Origin of the sequence: Enterobacter sp. CPE_E1241 (genome assembly GCF_045618265.1) — a bacterium.
In the GTDB taxonomy this organism is placed as follows: Bacteria; Pseudomonadota; Gammaproteobacteria; order Enterobacterales; family Enterobacteriaceae; genus Enterobacter; species Enterobacter adelaidei.
The window spans coordinates 3,632,948-3,650,217 of record NZ_JBIWYV010000001.1 but is presented as its reverse complement, the minus strand read 5'-3'; the positions used below and the strand labels follow the sequence as shown (position 1 = coordinate 3,650,217).

Annotated in this window: 21 protein-coding genes and 1 other annotated feature; of the genes, 11 read left to right on the top strand and 10 right to left on the bottom strand. The window is 52.5% G+C overall.

Features of this window, described 5'->3' with window-relative positions; genetic code table 11:
• Positions 1–11 precede the first annotated feature (11 nt).
• Positions 12–890: an NAD(+) kinase gene (gene nadK, locus ACJ9Y9_RS17765; RefSeq protein ID WP_008502500.1), complete on the bottom strand. Its 879-nt coding sequence runs from the start codon at positions 888–890 to the stop codon at positions 12–14.
• Positions 891–1,012: 122 nt separating this feature from the next.
• On the opposite strand from nadK, the gene grpE reads away from it, so the two are divergent.
• Entirely contained in the window at positions 1,013–1,606 is a 594-nt protein-coding gene (gene grpE, locus ACJ9Y9_RS17760; protein WP_032666780.1) for a nucleotide exchange factor GrpE, read from the top strand.
• Positions 1,607–1,659: 53 nt separating this feature from the next.
• Here grpE and ACJ9Y9_RS17755 read toward each other — a convergent pair whose 3' ends face one another.
• Both ACJ9Y9_RS17755 and ACJ9Y9_RS17750 read right to left on the bottom strand, forming a co-directional pair.
• Entirely contained in the window at positions 1,660–2,946 is a 1,287-nt protein-coding gene (locus ACJ9Y9_RS17755) for an HlyC/CorC family transporter (protein WP_028016737.1), read from the bottom strand.
• 18 nt (positions 2,947–2,964) lie between these two features.
• The gene (locus tag ACJ9Y9_RS17750) at positions 2,965–3,756 is read right to left on the bottom strand and encodes an inner membrane protein YpjD (RefSeq protein ID WP_032666789.1); all 792 of its coding nucleotides are present in this window, start codon (positions 3,754–3,756) and stop codon (positions 2,965–2,967) included.
• A 166-nt stretch (positions 3,757–3,922) separates the two neighbouring features.
• Between ACJ9Y9_RS17750 and ffh the strand changes: the two genes are divergently transcribed.
• The 7 genes from ffh (at position 3,923) to ACJ9Y9_RS17715 (ending at position 9,340) form a co-directional block, all read left to right on the top strand.
• Complete coding sequence (ffh, locus tag ACJ9Y9_RS17745; protein ID WP_008502496.1) at positions 3,923–5,284, top strand: signal recognition particle protein; 1,362 nt, start codon at positions 3,923–3,925, stop codon at positions 5,282–5,284.
• A 116-nt stretch (positions 5,285–5,400) separates the two neighbouring features.
• On the top strand, positions 5,401–5,649 hold the full coding sequence (gene rpsP / locus ACJ9Y9_RS17740; RefSeq protein WP_003863133.1) for a 30S ribosomal protein S16: 249 nt from the start codon (positions 5,401–5,403) through the stop codon (positions 5,647–5,649).
• Between the two features lie 15 nt (positions 5,650–5,664).
• Positions 5,665–6,204 (top strand): ribosome maturation factor RimM, encoded by a 540-nt coding sequence (gene rimM / locus ACJ9Y9_RS17735; protein WP_028016735.1) that lies wholly within the window; start codon positions 5,665–5,667, stop codon positions 6,202–6,204.
• A 31-nt stretch (positions 6,205–6,235) separates the two neighbouring features.
• Positions 6,236–7,003: a tRNA (guanosine(37)-N1)-methyltransferase TrmD gene (gene trmD, locus ACJ9Y9_RS17730; protein WP_028016734.1), complete on the top strand. Its 768-nt coding sequence runs from the start codon at positions 6,236–6,238 to the stop codon at positions 7,001–7,003.
• Positions 7,004–7,046: 43 nt separating this feature from the next.
• The gene (gene rplS, locus ACJ9Y9_RS17725; RefSeq protein WP_002914145.1) at positions 7,047–7,394 is read left to right on the top strand and encodes a 50S ribosomal protein L19; all 348 of its coding nucleotides are present in this window, start codon (positions 7,047–7,049) and stop codon (positions 7,392–7,394) included.
• 132 nt (positions 7,395–7,526) lie between these two features.
• Positions 7,527–7,931: a DUF2946 domain-containing protein gene (locus ACJ9Y9_RS17720; protein WP_028016733.1), complete on the top strand. Its 405-nt coding sequence runs from the start codon at positions 7,527–7,529 to the stop codon at positions 7,929–7,931.
• A gap of 38 nt (positions 7,932–7,969) precedes the next feature.
• A complete protein-coding gene (locus ACJ9Y9_RS17715; protein ID WP_028016732.1) occupies positions 7,970–9,340 on the top strand; it encodes a PepSY domain-containing protein in 1,371 nt (456 codons plus the stop codon).
• Positions 9,341–9,342: 2 nt separating this feature from the next.
• Here the strand turns inward: ACJ9Y9_RS17715 and ACJ9Y9_RS17710 are convergent, their stop codons facing one another.
• The 4 genes from ACJ9Y9_RS17710 to ACJ9Y9_RS17695 all read right to left on the bottom strand — a co-directional run bounded on the left by ACJ9Y9_RS17710 (position 9,343) and on the right by ACJ9Y9_RS17695 (position 12,121).
• A complete protein-coding gene (locus ACJ9Y9_RS17710; protein WP_028016731.1) occupies positions 9,343–9,828 on the bottom strand; it encodes an OmpA family protein in 486 nt (161 codons plus the stop codon).
• A gap of 12 nt (positions 9,829–9,840) precedes the next feature.
• Positions 9,841–11,061, bottom strand: coding sequence for a diguanylate cyclase DgcN (dgcN, locus tag ACJ9Y9_RS17705; protein WP_028016730.1), 1,221 nt, complete (start codon positions 11,059–11,061; stop codon positions 9,841–9,843).
• Entirely contained in the window at positions 11,054–11,608 is a 555-nt protein-coding gene (locus ACJ9Y9_RS17700; RefSeq protein ID WP_195757726.1) for a YfiR family protein, read from the bottom strand. Before ACJ9Y9_RS17700 ends, dgcN begins: the two co-directional genes overlap by 8 nt.
• A gap of 138 nt (positions 11,609–11,746) precedes the next feature.
• A complete protein-coding gene (locus tag ACJ9Y9_RS17695; protein WP_028016728.1) occupies positions 11,747–12,121 on the bottom strand; it encodes a DUF2799 domain-containing protein in 375 nt (124 codons plus the stop codon).
• 214 nt (positions 12,122–12,335) lie between these two features.
• Here ACJ9Y9_RS17695 and aroF point away from each other — a divergent pair, with 214 nt between their 5' ends.
• From aroF to ACJ9Y9_RS17680, 3 genes are read left to right on the top strand one after another with little or no spacing between them, the layout of a single operon-like run.
• Entirely contained in the window at positions 12,336–13,406 is a 1,071-nt protein-coding gene (gene aroF, locus ACJ9Y9_RS17690) for a 3-deoxy-7-phosphoheptulonate synthase AroF (RefSeq protein ID WP_028016727.1), read from the top strand.
• 10 nt (positions 13,407–13,416) lie between these two features.
• Positions 13,417–14,538, top strand: a complete 1,122-nt coding sequence (tyrA, locus tag ACJ9Y9_RS17685) for a bifunctional chorismate mutase/prephenate dehydrogenase (protein WP_028016726.1) — start codon at positions 13,417–13,419, stop codon at positions 14,536–14,538.
• Positions 14,539–14,598: 60 nt separating this feature from the next.
• Positions 14,599–15,471, top strand: a complete 873-nt coding sequence (locus ACJ9Y9_RS17680; RefSeq protein ID WP_028016725.1) for an SMP-30/gluconolactonase/LRE family protein — start codon at positions 14,599–14,601, stop codon at positions 15,469–15,471.
• On the opposite strand, the gene pheA is transcribed toward ACJ9Y9_RS17680, so the two are convergent.
• The 3 genes from pheA to raiA form a co-directional block, all read right to left on the bottom strand.
• Complete coding sequence (gene pheA / locus ACJ9Y9_RS17675; protein WP_028016724.1) at positions 15,468–16,628, bottom strand: bifunctional chorismate mutase/prephenate dehydratase; 1,161 nt, start codon at positions 16,626–16,628, stop codon at positions 15,468–15,470. The genes ACJ9Y9_RS17680 and pheA overlap by 4 nt on opposite strands.
• Before the next feature lie 30 nt (positions 16,629–16,658).
• Positions 16,659–16,784, bottom strand: a sequence feature (Phe leader region).
• A complete protein-coding gene (gene pheL, locus ACJ9Y9_RS17670; protein WP_100249759.1) occupies positions 16,736–16,783 on the bottom strand; it encodes a pheA operon leader peptide PheL in 48 nt (15 codons plus the stop codon). It overlaps the preceding feature by 48 nt.
• Positions 16,785–16,887: 103 nt before the next feature.
• On the bottom strand, positions 16,888–17,229 hold the full coding sequence (gene raiA / locus ACJ9Y9_RS17665) for a ribosome-associated translation inhibitor RaiA (protein WP_008502470.1): 342 nt from the start codon (positions 17,227–17,229) through the stop codon (positions 16,888–16,890).
• Between the last annotated feature and the right edge of the window lie 41 nt (positions 17,230–17,270).

Here is a 17,270-nt window from a genome sequence, read left to right as displayed (position 1 = left end):
TGGATGCAAAATCAGAACAATTTTTTTGACCAGCCAAGCTTCGAGCTTAATGTGTTGAAATAGCTGTAGTCTTTCGGGTGAATGAGATTCAGGTGGTAATCACACCGACGAATCAGCACGTCTTCCCCTTCCTGAATCGGCAGCGCTATCTGGCTGTCACAGCTGATCTCCAGGTCATTTCGGCGGTGGGAGAAGCGCAGACGAATGGTGCTGTCACCGTTGATGACCAGCGGACGGGCGGAAAGCGTGTGCGGGAACATTGGCACCAGCGTTATGGCGTCCAGGGAAGGGGTTAGGATCGGGCCACCGGCAGAAAGGGAGTAGGCGGTTGAGCCGGTCGGGGTGGAGATAATCAGCCCGTCAGAACGCTGGGAGAAGGCAAAGATTTCGTCGATATAGACTTCGAACTCGATCATGTGCGCCACTTTACCGGGGTGAAGGACCACCTCGTTAATTGCGGTGCTGATGCGCTTCTGGCAGTCCTGCTGGCATACCTGCGCTTCCAGTAAGAAGCGTTTTTCGCTGATATAGTGGCCTTCCAGAACGTCAGCCAACTGTTGCTGGGCATTATCCGGGTCGAGGTCAGTTAAAAAACCGAGATTGCCACGGTTGATGCCGATGACCTTGATGTCATAACGCGCCAGCGTGCGGGCCGCGCCGAGCATGTTGCCGTCACCGCCGACCACCACGGCGAGATCCGCCTGTTGGCCAATTTCCGCCAGCGTACCGGTCTTGACGCTCTTCAGCTGCAGCTCCTGTGCAATCTGCTGCTCAACCATCACTTCATAGCCTTTGCTACACAGCCAGCGATACAACATTTCATGTGTCGTCAATGCGGTAGGGTGACGCGGATGCCCGACGATCCCAATACACCTGAAATGATTATTCATTTTCTGGAGGTCCTTGTGCCTGATGAATGATGACAATCTGTCTTGTTCCCTTGAATCCCGGAAACTGATCCCCATAATAAGCGAAGTTAGCGAGATGAATGCAGAAAAACGCGGAGAAATTCATGAGTAGTAAAGAACAGAAAACGCCTGAGGGGCAAGCCCCTGAAGAAATTATCACGGAACAGCACGATGAAGTTGAGGCTGTAGAGCCAGACGCATCTGCTGAGCAGGTGGACCCGCGCGATGAAAAAATTGCGAATCTGGAAGCCCAGCTGGTAGAAGCACAGAATCGCGAACGCGATGGTGTTCTGCGCATCAAGGCTGAAATGGAAAACCTGCGTCGTCGTACCGAACTGGACGTTGAAAAAGCGCATAAATTTGCGCTGGAGAAATTCGTCAACGAACTGCTGCCGGTGATTGATAGCCTCGATCGCGCGCTGGAAGTAGCGGATAAAGCGAATCCGGACAACGCGGCGATGATCGAAGGTATCGAACTGACGCTGAAATCCATGCTCGACGTGGTGCGTAAGTTTGGCGTGGAAGTGATTGCCGATACCAACGTTCCGCTGGATCCAAACGTTCACCAGGCGATTGCGATGGTGGAGTCCGAAGAGGTGGAAGCCGGTAAGGTGCTGGGCGTGATGCAGAAAGGTTACACCCTGAACGGCCGTACCATTCGCGCAGCGATGGTGACCGTGGCGAAAGCGAAAGCGTAATTTGCCGCCCTGTAGTGCCGGGTGGTGGTTTCGCCTTGCCCGGCACTACAACATTATTCCGCGATACTTTCGCGCAGGGGTTTAACGGGAAGGACTTTCACCTGCTTAATCATGTTGTCCTGCACGTCCAGGATATCAATATCGTACTGTTCAATTCGCACCCGCGTGCCCGCAGCCGGGATTTCTTCCAGTGCTTCCAGAATCATGCCATTCATGGTTCGCGCTTCATCTTCCGGTAAATGCCAGTTAAAGGCTTTGTTGAGTTCGCGAATGTTGGCGCTACCGTCAATCAGCACCGAGCCGTCGTTTTGTGGGGTCACTTCTTCCGCAAGAGAAGGAGACATTGAGGTGGTAAAGTCCCCGACAATCTCTTCCAGAATATCTTCGACCGTCACCAGCCCCTGAATATCGCCGTACTCATCAACCACCAGGCCGACTTTCTTCTTGTTACGCTGGAATTTTACCAGCTGCGTGCTGAGCGGGGTGCCTTCCGGCACGTAGTAAATCTCGTCGGCGGCGCGCAGCATGACTTCTTTGGTGAACTCTTTTTTCTCGGTCATTAGGCGGTAAGCTTCGCGCACGCGCAGCATGCTGATGGCGTCATCGAGAGAGTCGCGATACAGCACAATGCGCCCGTGCGGGGAGTGCGTCAGCTGGCGGACGATGGCTTTCCAGTCATCGTTGATGTCGATACCCACGATTTCGTTACGCGGTACCATGATGTCGTTCACGCTCACCTTCTCCAGATCAAGCACCGACAGGAGCATGTCCTGATTACGTCGGGAGATCTGTGAACGGGATTCATTCACGATGGTGCGCAGTTCGTCTTTGCTGAGCGCGCTACTGATGGTGACGTCTGCTTTGATACCCACCATCCGCATCAGGAGGCGTGTCACCATATTCAGCAGCCAGACCAGCGGCATCATCAGGATCAGCAGCGGTGCGAGCAAGAAGCTGCTCGGGTAGGCGACTTTCTCAGGGTAAAGCGCGGCGATGGTTTTGGGTAGCACTTCGGCAAACACCAGCACCACGAACGTCAGCACGCCGGTGGCAATCGCCACCCCGGCATTGCCGTACAGTCGCATCCCGACGATGGTACCCAGCGCAGAGGCAAGAATGTTGACGAGGTTATTGCCGATGAGCACCAGGCTTATCAGGCGATCCGGCTTGCGGAGCAGTTTTTCAACGCGACGGGCAGCCCGGTTACCTTGCTTAGCACGATGACGTAACCGGTAGCGGTTTAAGGTCATCATGCCGGTTTCCGAGCCAGAGAAATAGGCGGAGATGACCACCATGACGATCAGCGTAACGATCAGCGTGGTGGTAGAGATGTGTTCCAGGGGGAACTCCTTTGTTTCTTAGCCAGCAAATTGCTGTATGAAGCGGCTGCCAAAATAGGCAAGGGTGAGAATGCCCGCACCCGCGACGTTGAACCAGACCACGCGACGACCGCGCCAGCCTTCATGATAATGGCCCCAGAGCAGGACAATATAGACAAACCACGCAACGATAGAGAGTACCGCTTTATCGATATTCTCCACGCTGAACAGGTTTTTCATGTAGAACAGGCCCGTGCAGAGCGTGAGCGTCAGCAGAACCACGCCCACCTGGGTGATGTGGAACATTTTACGTTCAATGACCATCAGCGGCGGCATCTCGTGGTTAAACGCCAGCTTTTTGTTTTTGAGCTGGTAGTCAATCCAGGCGAGCTGCATGGCGTAGAGCGCAGCGATAATCAGCGTCGCGTAGGCAAAAAGCGACAGTCCAATATGCACCAGCATACCCGGTGTCGCCTCCAGATGCGTAATGAACTCATTGGGCATAAAGGTGGCTAAAGCCAGATTGATCAGCGCAAAGGTATAGACAATCGGCAGCAGTAACCAGCCGCGATTCTTAGAGGCCACAATGGTCATCACCGTGCAGATCATCAGGCTGACCAGCGAGCCGACGTTGAGGACGCTCAGGTTTTGCACGCTGCCGTCGCCGGGAATGATGCGTGATTCCAGCGCAAAGGCGTGGCTTATCAGTGCGATCACCGCGGAAAGAATAGCCATGCGCCGCCAGCCGCTGTTTTTTTGCAGCAGTCCGGGAATGATCAGCGCGAGACTGACAGAGTAGGCAACAAGGGCGATCAGTGCGAAAACAGGCATATAGGCATCGACAGTTGTCTTAATAAGAAAGAGAAGCAGTATAACGTTACGTGACGCCTGCTCCAACCGTTGCATAACAACAAAGGCGCCTTCATGTTATACTCCGGCAAAATTCTGTGTATGTGTCGCTCATGGCGGCCCAACGTTTCTACTCAGGCGAGAGACAATGTTTGATAATTTAACCGATCGTTTGTCGCGCACGCTGCGCAACATCAGCGGCCGCGGACGCCTTACCGAAGACAACATCAAGGAAACGCTGCGCGAAGTGCGCATGGCGCTGCTGGAAGCAGACGTGGCGTTGCCGGTTGTGCGTGATTTTATCAACCGCGTTAAAGAGAAAGCGGTTGGTCATGAAGTTAACAAGAGCCTGACCCCGGGTCAGGAGTTCGTCAAAATCGTTCGTAACGAACTGGTTTCGGCGATGGGTGAAGAGAACCAGGTGCTTAACCTGGCGGCTCAGCCACCGGCCGTGGTGCTGATGGCGGGTCTGCAGGGTGCGGGTAAAACGACCAGCGTCGGTAAGCTGGGTAAATTCCTGCGCGAGAAGCACAAGAAGAAAGTGCTGGTGGTGTCTGCGGACGTCTATCGCCCGGCGGCGATCAAACAGCTGGAAACGCTGGCAGAGCAGGTTGGTGTGGATTTCTTCCCGTCAGACGTGGCTCAGAAACCTGTCGACATCGTTAATGCCGCGCTGAAAGAAGCGAAGCTGAAATTCTACGACGTGCTGCTGGTGGATACCGCCGGTCGCCTGCACGTTGACGAAGCGATGATGGACGAAATCAAGCAGGTGCATGCCTCTATCAATCCGGTAGAAACCCTGTTTGTTGTCGACGCCATGACCGGTCAGGATGCGGCAAATACCGCGAAAGCGTTTAATGAAGCGCTGCCGTTAACCGGTGTAGTCCTGACCAAAGTGGACGGTGACGCCCGTGGCGGTGCAGCCCTCTCGATTCGTCATATCACCGGTAAGCCGATTAAATTCCTCGGCGTGGGCGAAAAAACTGAAGCGCTGGAGCCGTTCCATCCGGATCGTATTGCCTCCCGTATTCTCGGCATGGGCGACGTGCTGTCGCTGATCGAAGATATCGAGAGCAAGGTTGACCGCGCGCAGGCTGAAAAGCTGGCGAGCAAGCTGAAAAAAGGCGACGGTTTCGATCTGACCGACTTCCTTGAGCAACTGCGTCAGATGAAAAACATGGGCGGCATGGCCAGCCTGATGGGCAAACTGCCGGGCATGGGCCAGATCCCTGACAATGTGAAAGCGCAGATGGATGACAAGGTGCTGGTGCGTATGGAGGCGATCATCAACTCGATGACCCTTAAAGAACGTGCCAACCCGGACATCATCAAAGGTTCCCGTAAACGCCGTATTGCCGCCGGTTGTGGCATGCAGGTACAGGACGTTAACCGCCTTCTGAAACAGTTCGACGACATGCAGCGCATGATGAAGAAAATGAAGAAAGGCGGCATGGCGAAGATGATGCGTGGGATGAAAGGGATGATGCCCCCAGGCTTTCCTGGACGTTAATCGCTTTTGAGATTGCTTTTTGCCCGAAAATGAGTAAAATTTTCGGGCTTTTAATATGACACCCGGGCTCCGTTCCTCGATGGGGCCCGGTTGTTTTATTCACACAAGAGGATGTTATGGTAACTATTCGTTTAGCACGTCACGGCGCTAAAAAGCGTCCGTTCTACCAGGTTGTTGTGACTGACAGCCGTAATGCACGCAACGGTCGCTTCATTGAGCGCGTTGGTTTCTTCAACCCACTGGCCGCTGGCGCAGAAGAAGAAACTCGTCTGGATCTGGATCGTATCGCTCACTGGGTTGGCCAGGGCGCTACTGTTTCCGATCGCGTTGCTACGCTGATCAAAGCAGCAAACAAAGCAGCTTAATCTGTCACGGTGGTCATGATGAGCAATAAAGCACCTGTTGAACCGATCGTATTGGGAAAAATGGGTTCTTGCTACGGTATCCGTGGTTGGCTCAGAGTGTTTTCCTCCACTGAAGACGCTGATAGCATTTTTAATTACCAGCCCTGGTTTATCCAGAAAGGCGGTAAGTGGGAAGAGGTCGAGCTGGAAAGCTGGCGTCACCACAATCAGGACATCATCATCAAGCTGAAAGGCGTTGACGATCGTGATGCCGCGAATGCGCTGACTAATTGTGAAATTGTCGTGGATTCGTCGCAGTTGCCACAGCTGGAAGATGGCGACTACTACTGGAAAGACCTTATGGGTTGCCAGGTAGTCACTACCGAAGGCTACAGCCTGGGGAAAGTCATCGATATGATGGAAACCGGGTCAAATGACGTTCTCGTCATTAAGGCAAACCTGAAAGATGCATTTGGCATCAAGGAGCGGTTGGTCCCGTTCCTCGATGGACAGGTTATCAAGAAAGTCGATCTCACTACTCAAACCATTGAAGTAGATTGGGATCCTGGTTTTTAAATTCTCCGGATAAACGGTAAAAGACGGCGCTATGTGGATTGGCATAATTAGCCTGTTTCCTGAAATGTTCCGCGCGATTACCGATTACGGGGTAACTGGCCGGGCAGTAAAGAATGGCCTGCTGAGCATCCAGAGCTGGAGTCCTCGTGACTTTACTCATGACCGGCACCGTACCGTGGACGATCGTCCTTACGGTGGCGGACCGGGGATGTTAATGATGGTGCAACCCTTACGGGACGCCATTCACACAGCAAAAGCCGCGGCAGGTGAAGGCGCAAAGGTGATTTATCTGTCACCTCAGGGACGCAAGCTTGATCAAGCGGGCGTGAGCGAACTGGCGACGAATCAAAAGCTGATTCTGGTCTGTGGTCGCTACGAAGGGATAGATGAGCGCGTAATTCAAACCGAGATTGACGAAGAATGGTCTATCGGCGATTACGTTCTCAGCGGTGGTGAGTTACCCGCAATGACGCTGATTGACTCCGTCGCCCGGTTTATTCCGGGGGTTCTGGGTCACGAAGCTTCGGCAACGGAAGATTCCTTTGCTGATGGATTGCTGGACTGCCCACACTATACTCGTCCTGAAGTGTTAGAAGGGATGGAAGTACCGGCAGTGTTACTGTCTGGAAACCATGCCGGGATACGTCGCTGGCGTTTAAAGCAGTCGCTGGGCCGAACCTGGCTTAGAAGACCTGAACTTCTGGAAAACCTGGCTCTGACTGAAGAGCAAGCAAAGTTGCTGGCCGAGTTCAAAACTGAACACGCGCAACAGCAGCATGAACATGATGGGAATGCGTAATACGCTCCCGAATATCAGTTTACCCAGGATAAGAGATTAAATTATGAGCAACATTATTAAGCAACTTGAACAAGAGCAGATGAAGCAGGACGTACCTTCCTTCCGTCCAGGTGACACCGTGGAAGTGAAAGTATGGGTTGTTGAAGGTTCCAAAAAACGTCTGCAGGCATTCGAGGGCGTGGTTATCGCTATTCGTAACCGCGGTCTGCACTCTGCATTCACTGTTCGTAAAATTTCCAACGGCGAAGGCGTTGAGCGTGTCTTCCAGACTCACTCTCCGGTAGTTGACAGCATTGCTGTTAAACGTCGTGGTGCTGTACGTAAAGCTAAACTGTACTACCTGCGTGAGCGTACTGGTAAGTCTGCTCGTATTAAAGAGCGTCTGAACTAAGATTCGCTTAAGCGACATCCTGTTAGAAAGGGCTGGCCGAAAGGCTGGCCCTTTTTTTATCTCATCGCATCTCTCGCGTTAACTCTTTTGTCATAAATCATTTACAATGCTTGCCTCTTCCGTGGAGGGTAAGTGGATAACGTACTGCATCAGAACAACTGGAAACGCGCAGCGGCATTGACCGCGTTGTTTGCGATCCTGCTGATCGTGGTGGCGCCGCTTATCTCTGTCTCGCTGCAAAAAGATCCCATGAGTGCCATGCCGGGCATGCATCATGACATGAGCATGATGTCGATGGATGAACATCACGGTGATATGCAGCACACCATGCCAGTCGACCATGCGGAAGCGTGCGGCTACTGCGTACTATTAGCCCATGTTCCGGGCGTGATGCTGGCTCTGATCGTCCTGCTCAGTGTGGTGCTGCAGAGGCTTCGTGTTAAACCACCGCGACAGGCGGTCAGTCACTGGCACTTTTTCCCCTGGCTTTATCCTGATACCCGCGCGCCGCCGCATCAGTCTGCTTTTTCCCTTTAAAAAAATATCGATAACTTTTTACCTTAAAAAGGAAAAGTATGACTACCTGCACCTCGCACGCGGCATGGGGAAACCTGCTGCGTCGCCTTCATTTCTATATCGGTCTGTTTGTCGGCCCGTTTATCTTCTTCGCTGCTCTGACAGGTATGCTGTATGTGGCAACGCCGCAGCTGGAGAATGCGCTCTACCGGCATGCGCTCCACACGAATTCCGTGGGCGAGCCGCAGCCGCTGGCGGAACAAATTGCCGTTGCTGAAAAAACCGTTGGCACCGATCTGCGTCTACACGCCGTTCGTCCTGGCCTGGTGGCGGGTGAAACCACCCGTGTGATGTTTGCTGACCCTGCGCTTGGCCCATCGGAGACCCGCGCTATTTTTATCGATCCAGTCAGCCTTGCGGTGCGTGGCGATATGACGGTGTATGGCACCAGCGGAATTTTACCGCTCCGCCAGACCATTGATTATCTGCATACCTCGCTGATGCTGGGTGATGTCGGGCGGCTCTATAGCGAGCTGGCGGCTTCGTGGATGTGGGTTGCCGCGCTGGGAGGGATTACTCTGTGGTTTTATACCCGACCAAAACGCCGAATTAACAATCGTTTCCAGAATCGGCGTCGCGTGCATGTGACGTTAGGCTGGACGTTGCTGGGGGGAATGCTGCTGTTCTCAGTGACTGGCCTGACCTGGTCTCAGTGGGCAGGGGGAAACGTTGATAAGCTGCGTGCTGAGATGAACTGGCTAACTCCGCAGGTGAACACGACACTTTCCGGTCAGCAGGAGATCGTGGATGAGCATGCTGAACATCATGGTCATCACGGCGGAATGATGATGCCTGAAATGGCGATGGATTTGACGCTGTTTGACGGTGTGTTAAGCGCTGCACGTAACGCAGGGATTGAGGCCAATAAGCTGGAGATCCGCCCGGCGAAAGCAGAGAGTCAAGCCTGGACTGTGACGGAAATCGATCGCAGCTGGCCGACTCAGGTCGACGCCGTGGCGGTTGATCCCAATACGATGCAGATTCTGGACAGAACCCGCTTCGAGGATTTCCCGTTGATGGCGAAGCTCACCCGCTGGGGTGTGGATTTCCATATGGGGATCTTATTCGGGCTGGTTAATCAGCTGCTGCTTGTGGCGTTTGGCCTGGCGTTGTGTGTGCTAATTCTCTGGGGATACCGGATGTGGTGGATGCGTCGTCCAGCGCAATCGACGGCAAATCCGGTCCAGACGCTTTGTCAGAGTTGGCTTGCGCTTTCGGGATGGGGAAAAGTCGTCACGGCGATAATCAGTATACTGCTGGGGCTGGCGTTGCCAGTAATGGGCGTGAGTCTGGCTCTGTTTGTTCTGGTTGACTGGCTGCGCTGGCGAGCGGCAACTGGCGTGTCGCTCGCCGAATCATCCGCTAAATAACCTTATGGCGTGCTGATAACCACGGCCACCCGGCGGTTTTCAGCACGCCCTTGCGGGGTACTGTTGCTCGCAACCGGATATTTTTTACCTAATCCCTGCGTGGTGAGATTACTGCGCGGGATATTTGCCCCTTTTGCCCACGCGTCTGCCACGACGTTCGCGCGTTTTAATGAAAGCGCCTCGTTATAGCCATCCACGCCATAGTTATCTGTGTGACCATCCATGCGGGCATGGTTTAAGCCGGTCGCTGCCAGACGTGAGGCCATCGTCTGGATCTGGGTTTCACTTTCCGGGCGCAGTGTGGCGTCATTTTTATCAAACAGAATTTTGTCCGACAGCCCCAGAGACCAGTCGCCATTTAATTCGTTAAAGCCGTATGACTTCATTGCCGCGATTTGCTCTGGAGTGAATTTCCCTTTTGGCGGAGTCTGACAGCCAGCCAGGACAAGTGATGCCAGTAACAACGGCGCGAAGTATCGCTTTAACATATCGTATTCCTTTCAGGATATTGTTTTCGAACGCTGGTTTTTCACCAGATACATATTGCGGTCGGCATGCTCCAGTAATGCCTCTACTGAGGTATTTTCCCACGCCAGAGCATAACCAATGCTGAGTGACATTGATGCAGTGTGCCCATTATGCAGATCAAACGGACGGATAAACTGCTGCGATAGTGCAGCAGAAATGTGTTGGACCTCGAGTTCAGAATGCACGCCGTATAGCACCATGGCGAATTCGTCACCGCCGAGGCGGTATGATTGATAACGTTTATCGCCAAATTCAACCATCCTGCTGGCGACTTCAATTAGAACGCAATCGCCTGCCGCATGCCCCCAGGTGTCATTAATAAACTTAAAATTATCGCCGTCGAGGAACAGCAGAGCAGAGTTTGTTTTCGCGGAGATGTCGTTCATTAATGCCGCGATGCTGTTACGAAAAGCCGCCCGATTGGCAAGACCGGTCAATGGGTCGTGCATGGCGGTACGTAGCAACTGGGCGTTTTTCGCCTGTAGCTTCAGCTGCCACTCCTCCATCTCATCCAGAAGACTGTTGAAGTCTTCACCAAACTGGTGAAATTCTTCGATACGGCCGTCTTTCACCCGGCGGGAGAAGTTGCGGTTAGTGCGTACGTCATGAACAACGTCGGTAATGTTTTGCAAGGCCGTTACCATGCCATGATGTAACGATCGCGTAATGGTGAGCGCGACGACGGTAGCAAAAAGAATGCAGCCGGTGAGAACGGCAAATGACATCCAGATAAAATGGCTGATGAGGCTGTCACGCGCGGTAAGGCGAATTTCGCCGATCATCGAACCATTATGCATGATGGGCTGCGAAACGGGTTCGGGGAAAAGCCAGCGGCTGACCAGCGCGCCCAGCGTGTCGGTATTATCTTCCGGATTCCATGACCAGTAAGCAAACCGCTTTTTATGCACGTTCACGACTTCTGCCACGGCAAACTGACCCTGTTTACCGAGGGTGGCAAGTGTTTCATTGGCCGCCAGTGAATCATTGAAAACCAGGGAGGCTTCAAGGCTGTGGCTCATTGTTGCGCCGGTTAATTCGAGATTTTTTTGTGCGTATTGCTTTAATGTCACGACGGATGCAAAGCAGAGCAATAACCATATTAATGTCATCGTTATGATGACGCTTATCATGCTGATTCGCCTCAATGTTCTTTTAAACGTCGGGCGTGGTGTTGACGTGAAATCTTTATTCATGCTGCTTATTCCGTGCAAGCATTAATACATCCGGACTGACTCTCACGCCACTGCGAGTCAACGCATCAAGATTGACAGAAAACCGTACCTGACCGCGATCGATTATCAGGCAAAAGGCACTGCCAATAGCACATTCCGGATTTTGCTCTGAGATTAATAGCAATGCTCTGCCCTGATATTGACTTATTAATTCAAGTTGTTTTGCAGGCGATTCAGACCCGAAATAAATAGCATCGCACGTTTCGGCCAGGGCTTCCCGATCGTTACGTACAATCACAGGAGTATAAGGTAACCCGCTGTTCTGCCCTTCTTCGTCGCTGAGTGCATGTGTGTAGTGAGAAGAGGCATAAACGCAAAGTTTAGGCTGCCCGGATAGCGACGGCCATCGCGTATAGCTCACAATACCTGAGACAATAGAGCGTACCGATTTATCCGTTTCCGTAAGCGCGCCTGCCGTCGCTGGGCCTACCATAAGGAACAGCATTAGTGCCAGAGTGAGTCGGAAAAAAGAGATCAAGAATGAATTTCTCACCAGAATCCGCCACATCGCTCCGGAAATAGATGTCCTTGAGAGTTGCGGGCAGAATACCATTGTTTATCAAAGCCGTCATTATGTCAGAAATAACCTGAGTCTGACCTAAGCTAAATCCTACTGTTGTTTATTTTCCGATGGATAAAAACAGACTTAATTTAGTCTGCTGGAACGCATACTTTCATCCATCCCTTTTTGCCATGACTCATGCAGTTTTGCTGCGTTTTCGGCAGTATCGCAACTGGCTGGAAAAGATTTGCCTGCTAATCCCCAGGCGTGAATAAAACCTTCTTCACAGACTTTCTTCTGACCATCGGCATAGCCACGGAGATATTCACTACGATCAACGTGTGGGTCGTTAAAACTATCGGCCAGGGTCTGGTTATCTTTAACCGGCAGGCCGTTCATGGCGTCTTCTTTACCTGCATCAAACCAGGATGGACTGGTCCAGTCGGGCTGGAAGGTGTAAGGATTGATCTGGCAGCCCGATAAAAACAGCGACAACAGCGCGAGAGCAATTGAACGCATAGCCATTCTCCTTTTTTCTTCAGCATAGCCTGGCTAAAGAAAGTTGCCGTGTAATTTAAAGTTTACGTTTTTGCACCATGATAATGGCAATAAATTGGCTTGTGTAAATTAAAGTGTACGAATTTTGGATTGAAATGTTTACTTTTTATGGTATGGTGGTCTCACCTCTTAGAGGAAAACAACTATCGCAAACGAGTTTTACAGGATCGCCATCATGCAAAAAGACGCGCTGAACAACGTACATATCACTGACGAACAGGTTTTAATTACGCCGGATCAACTGAAAGCGGAGTTCCCGCTGAGCGTTGCGCAGGAGGCTCAGATTGAGCATTCTCGCCAGACCATTTCTGACATCATCGCTGGCCGCGATCCGCGCCTGCTGGTGGTCTGTGGTCCTTGCTCCATTCACGATCCTGAAACCGCCATTGAGTACGCTCATCGATTTAAAGCATTAGCGGAGGAGGTCAGCGATAGCCTCTATCTGGTGATGCGCGTCTATTTTGAAAAGCCACGTACCACCGTTGGCTGGAAAGGGTTGATTAACGATCCGCACATGGATGGCTCGTTTGATGTGGAAGCGGGGCTGAAGATTGCGCGTCGCCTGCTGGTGGAACTGGTCAGCATGGGGCTGCCGCTGGCGACGGAAGCGCTGGATCCGAACAGCCCGCAATACCTGGGCGATCTGTTCAGTTGGTCCGCAATTGGTGCGCGCACCACGGAATCACAAACTCACCGCGAGATGGCGTCAGGCCTGTCGATGCCGGTTGGTTTTAAAAATGGTACTGATGGCAGCCTGGCTACCGCGATCAACGCGATGCGCGCCGCCGCAATGCCGCACCGTTTTGTCGGTATTAACCAGGCAGGACAGGTTTGTCTTCTGCAAACGCAGGGCAACCCGGATGGTCATGTGATCCTGCGCGGGGGTAAAGCACCAAATTACAGCCCGGCGGATGTGGCGCAGTGCGAAAAAGAGATGGAGCAGGCGGGACTGCGTCCTGCACTGATGGTAGATTGCAGTCATGGTAATTCGAACAAAGATTACCGTCGTCAGCCTGCGGTTGCGGAATCGGTGGTCGCGCAGATCAAAGATGGCAACCGTTCTATTATCGGTCTGATGATTGAGAGCAATATTCATGAAGGCAATCAATCATCTGAACAACCGCGCAGCGCAATGAAGCATGGTGTATCCGTGACGGATGCCTGCATCAGTTGGGAAACCACCGATGCACTGCTGCGTGAGATCCATAAAGATTTAAACGGCCAGCTGGCGACGCGTCTGGCTTAAGAGGTTAGGTATGGTTGCTGAATTGACCGCATTACGCGATCAAATAGATGAAGTGGATAAGGCGCTGCTGGACTTGCTGGCACGCCGCATGGCGTTGGTTGCTGAAGTCGGTGAGGTTAAAAGCAAATACGGCCTGCCGATTTATGTGCCGGAGCGTGAAGCCTCAATGTTGGCCTCTCGTCGCAAAGAGGCTCAGGCGCTGGGTGTCTCTCCGGATTTGATTGAAGATGTCTTGCGTCGTGTGATGCGGGAATCTTATTCGAGTGAAAATGACAAGGGCTTCAAAACCCTTTGTCCGTCCCTGCGTCCGGTGGTCATTGTTGGCGGTGCCGGCCAGATGGGACGTCTGTTTGAAAAAATGCTGGCGCTTTCTGGTTACCAGGTGCGCATTCTGGAAAAAGAGGATTGGGCAAAAGCTCCGGAACTCATGAAAGATGCCGGAATGGTGATCGTCAGCGTACCGATCCATGTGACGGAGCAGATCATCGGGAAGCTTCCTCCATTACCGAAAGACTGCATCCTGGTCGATCTGGCATCTGTTAAAAATGGTCCGCTTCAGGCGATGCTGGCGGCGCATACCGGCCCGGTGCTGGGTCTGCACCCTATGTTTGGCCCGGACAGCGGTAGTCTGGCGAAGCAGGTAGTTGTTTACTGTGATGGTCGTCAGCCGGAAGCCTATCAATGGTTCCTGGAGCAGATTCAGGTATGGGGCGCACGGTTGCACCGTATCAGCGCGGTTGAGCACGATCAGAACATGGCGTTTATTCAGGCGCTTCGCCACTTTGCGACCTTTGCTTATGGGCTGCATCTGGCGGAAGAGAATGTGCAGCTTGAACAGCTGCTGGCACTCTCTTCACCCATCTATCGTCTGGAACTGGCGATGGTCGGGCGTCTGTTTGCGCAGGATCCCCAGCTTTACGCCGACATTATTATGTCGTCTGAGAACAACCTGGCACTGATTAAGCGCTATTATCAGCGTTTCGGCGAAGCCATTACGCTGCTGGAGCACGGAGACAAGCAGGCGTTTATCGACAGCTTCCGCAAAGTGGAGCATTGGTTTGGCGATTACGCACAGCGTTTCCAGAGTGAGAGCCGTACGTTGTTGCGTCAGGCAAATGACAGTCGCCAGTAATGCGATGATGTATATACTAAAAGCCAGCGTTGCTGGCTTTTTTCATTTTGGGGAACTGTCATGGCTGAACCGCAGCTACTGTTGAATTACACCGGACATCTGCCTGAGTGCCCAACGTGGAGTGCAGAAGAGAGTGCGCTCTACTGGGCTGATATTCTGGAAGGCGAGATCCACCGATATCATCTGCTGACGGCAGAACACACCGTGCTTTCATTCCATGAAGAAGTGGGCTGTTTTGCTCTGCGCGAGCAGGGTGGTTTTATCGTTGCGATGCGAACGGGTATCTGGCTGACCGATAAACACGGCCTGCTGCGCCGCAAGGTGTGTGATAACCCCTCTAGCCCGCAGCTCGCACGTTTTAACGACGGCGGTACCGATTATCTGGGGCGGTTCTACGCGGGAACGTTTTGGGGGCCAGGAGATTACAACGGTGCCCTGCTGATGCGCATCGACAACGACCTAACACCGAAAGTGATCCAGTGCGATATTCACGGGCACAACGGTTTAGCGTTTAGTCCGGATAAACAATGGATGTATACCTCTGACACGCCAAACGGCGTTATCTATCGTACGCCGCTGGATGAACAGGGAGAGCCTGGCAAGCGAGACGTTTTCCGATGGTTTCAGGAAGGTGAGGGGATACCTGACGGTGCTGCGATGGACGAGGAAGGCTGTTACTGGACCGCGCTGTTTGATGGCTGGCGTATCGCCAGATTTTCACCTGAGGGCGAACAGCTCGAGGAATACAGACTACCGGTTCGTTGCCCGACGATGGTCTGCTTTGGCGGTGACGATATGAAGACGTTATTTATAACGACCACCCGGGAAAATATGGACGAAGCGGAGATAGCGCAATATCCGCTTTCCGGGGCCATCTTCACCCTGCCAGTCAGCGTGGCAGGGATGAAGAAAAGCCGCTTTATCGAACGTTAGGCCGGGTCGACCGGGACAACGTTTTCGCTTGGATAGCAGCCGAGGACTTTCATTGAGCGGGTGATTTCCCCCAGCTCACGCAGGGCTTTCTGCATTGAGGAAGATTCCAGGTTGGCCTGGATATCAAGATAAAACATCTCTTCCCACGGATTTCCATGAATCGGGCGCGATTCCAGTTTCGTCATGATCAGGTTGTGGTTACGCAGTACCAGCAGAGCTTCAACCAGCGCACCAGCCTGTTGGCCGGTGGCCATCAGCAGCGTGGTTTTCGCGGGTACCTGATCGGACACATTGATTGCCTTGCGGGCCAGCACCACGAAGCGGGTAATGTTTTGCGTCTGGTTTGCCAGGTTTCGTTCCAGTACCTGAAGGCCATACAGCGCGCCACCGGCCTCGCTACCCAGTGCAGCAACGGTTGGGGAATTTGCCTGCGCCACTTTTTCCATCGCCGCAGAGGTGCTTTCGGTGTACTCAATTTTCCAGTTCGGATAGCGGTTCAGGAACTGGCTACATTGCTGGAACGGCTGCGGATGGCTGTACACCGTTTCGATTTTGCTCAGGTCAGTGGAGCCAGAGACCAGGACACAATGGTCAATTGGAATGGTCAGCTCACCAACCAGCGACAGACTGGTGTGTTGCAGCAGGTCGTAGACATCATTGATGGCACCGGAGCTGGTATTTTCAATCGGGACCACGGCGTAATCAGCCTGACCAGTTTCAACCTGATTGAAAATATCGGCAAACTTCGCGCATCCACTTTCAATAAACTCTTCGAAATGGCGGGCTGCATACTGACGTGCCGCCAGGTGTGAATACGAACCTTTCGGACCCAGAAACGCGATACGAGCAGAGTGCGGATTGGTTTTGTTCAGATGCTGTTGCAACAGCGCTTGCTGGGTCAGAACGGAATCTTCGATGATGAGCTGGAACAGGCGGGTGATGTAATGCGCATCCAGGTGATGCGCTTTGCCGAGCTGAATCAGGCGCTCCAGCAGGTCACGCTCGCGGTCGATATCACGTACCGGGCGGTGGGAATCCAGTTTAGCTTTACCCACTTCGACGGCGAGCAAACGGCGTTCTGCCAGCAGCGCCAGTAATTTCTCATCCAGCGCGCTGATTTTAACGCGTAGATCCAGTAATGGGTTTTCCGGTGTCATAGTGTTGCCTGTCTCGTTTTATCGTTATCAATAAAAAAGGCCTCCCGGGGTGGGAGGCCTTGTTGTTCGTCTTCGCATTCTTTATCACACGACGAAACGCCTCCCATTCAGGGGAAGGTAAAAAAGAATGCGAAGAAAAACGGCGTTAGTTTCATGAAATCATCCTGTGCTTGATACCGTTAAAGTACCCGTACTGTTTTCACCCTGTCAATAAAAAACGCGCCCGAAGGCGCGTTGGCGGTACACTCAATTTAAAGGATTACTCTTCTTCAACTTCTTCCGCGAAGCTGGCGTCTTTCACCGATGTTGTGGCGCGACGGGCTTCACCTTTGTGTTGCACTTTATTGAGCTGCCGTTCCAGCTTGTTGATCAAATCGTTAATTGCGGTGTACATATCTTCATGTTTTGCGCTGGCGACCAGATGGCCGTTTGGAGTATTGATAGTTGCGTCAGCGATGAAACCCTGCGGCTCCTTGGACAGGATGATATGCGGGTTAATCAAATGAGTTTGCCATTTATCCAGTTTGGCGAGACGGTCTGCGACGTGCTGGCGAATTGCCGGAGTAATTTCCATTTGTTTACTGGTAATGTTCATTGTCATAAATTTTACCTCTTGTCTTTCCGTCTTGGTGATTCCAGCAT

What these genes read in the sequence shown, in the direction of transcription:
- nadK (WP_008502500.1), bottom strand. Translation starts at nt 890, where the DNA reads ATGAATAATCATTTCAGGTGTATTGGGATCGTCGGGCATCCGCGTCAC.
- grpE (WP_032666780.1), top strand. Translation starts at nt 1,013, where the DNA reads ATGAGTAGTAAAGAACAGAAAACGCCTGAGGGGCAAGCCCCTGAAGAA.
- ACJ9Y9_RS17750 (WP_032666789.1), bottom strand. Translation starts at nt 3,756, where the DNA reads ATGCCTGTTTTCGCACTGATCGCCCTTGTTGCCTACTCTGTCAGTCTC.
- ffh (WP_008502496.1), top strand. Translation starts at nt 3,923, where the DNA reads ATGTTTGATAATTTAACCGATCGTTTGTCGCGCACGCTGCGCAACATC.
- rpsP (WP_003863133.1), top strand. Translation starts at nt 5,401, where the DNA reads ATGGTAACTATTCGTTTAGCACGTCACGGCGCTAAAAAGCGTCCGTTC.
- rimM (WP_028016735.1), top strand. Translation starts at nt 5,665, where the DNA reads ATGATGAGCAATAAAGCACCTGTTGAACCGATCGTATTGGGAAAAATG.
- trmD (WP_028016734.1), top strand. Translation starts at nt 6,236, where the DNA reads ATGTGGATTGGCATAATTAGCCTGTTTCCTGAAATGTTCCGCGCGATT.
- rplS (WP_002914145.1), top strand. Translation starts at nt 7,047, where the DNA reads ATGAGCAACATTATTAAGCAACTTGAACAAGAGCAGATGAAGCAGGAC.
- ACJ9Y9_RS17715 (WP_028016732.1), top strand. Translation starts at nt 7,970, where the DNA reads ATGACTACCTGCACCTCGCACGCGGCATGGGGAAACCTGCTGCGTCGC.
- ACJ9Y9_RS17710 (WP_028016731.1), bottom strand. Translation starts at nt 9,828, where the DNA reads ATGTTAAAGCGATACTTCGCGCCGTTGTTACTGGCATCACTTGTCCTG.
- dgcN (WP_028016730.1), bottom strand. Translation starts at nt 11,061, where the DNA reads ATGAATAAAGATTTCACGTCAACACCACGCCCGACGTTTAAAAGAACA.
- ACJ9Y9_RS17700 (WP_195757726.1), bottom strand. Translation starts at nt 11,608, where the DNA reads ATGTGGCGGATTCTGGTGAGAAATTCATTCTTGATCTCTTTTTTCCGA.
- ACJ9Y9_RS17695 (WP_028016728.1), bottom strand. Translation starts at nt 12,121, where the DNA reads ATGCGTTCAATTGCTCTCGCGCTGTTGTCGCTGTTTTTATCGGGCTGC.
- aroF (WP_028016727.1), top strand. Translation starts at nt 12,336, where the DNA reads ATGCAAAAAGACGCGCTGAACAACGTACATATCACTGACGAACAGGTT.
- tyrA (WP_028016726.1), top strand. Translation starts at nt 13,417, where the DNA reads ATGGTTGCTGAATTGACCGCATTACGCGATCAAATAGATGAAGTGGAT.
- ACJ9Y9_RS17680 (WP_028016725.1), top strand. Translation starts at nt 14,599, where the DNA reads ATGGCTGAACCGCAGCTACTGTTGAATTACACCGGACATCTGCCTGAG.
- pheA (WP_028016724.1), bottom strand. Translation starts at nt 16,628, where the DNA reads ATGACACCGGAAAACCCATTACTGGATCTACGCGTTAAAATCAGCGCG.
- raiA (WP_008502470.1), bottom strand. Translation starts at nt 17,229, where the DNA reads ATGACAATGAACATTACCAGTAAACAAATGGAAATTACTCCGGCAATT.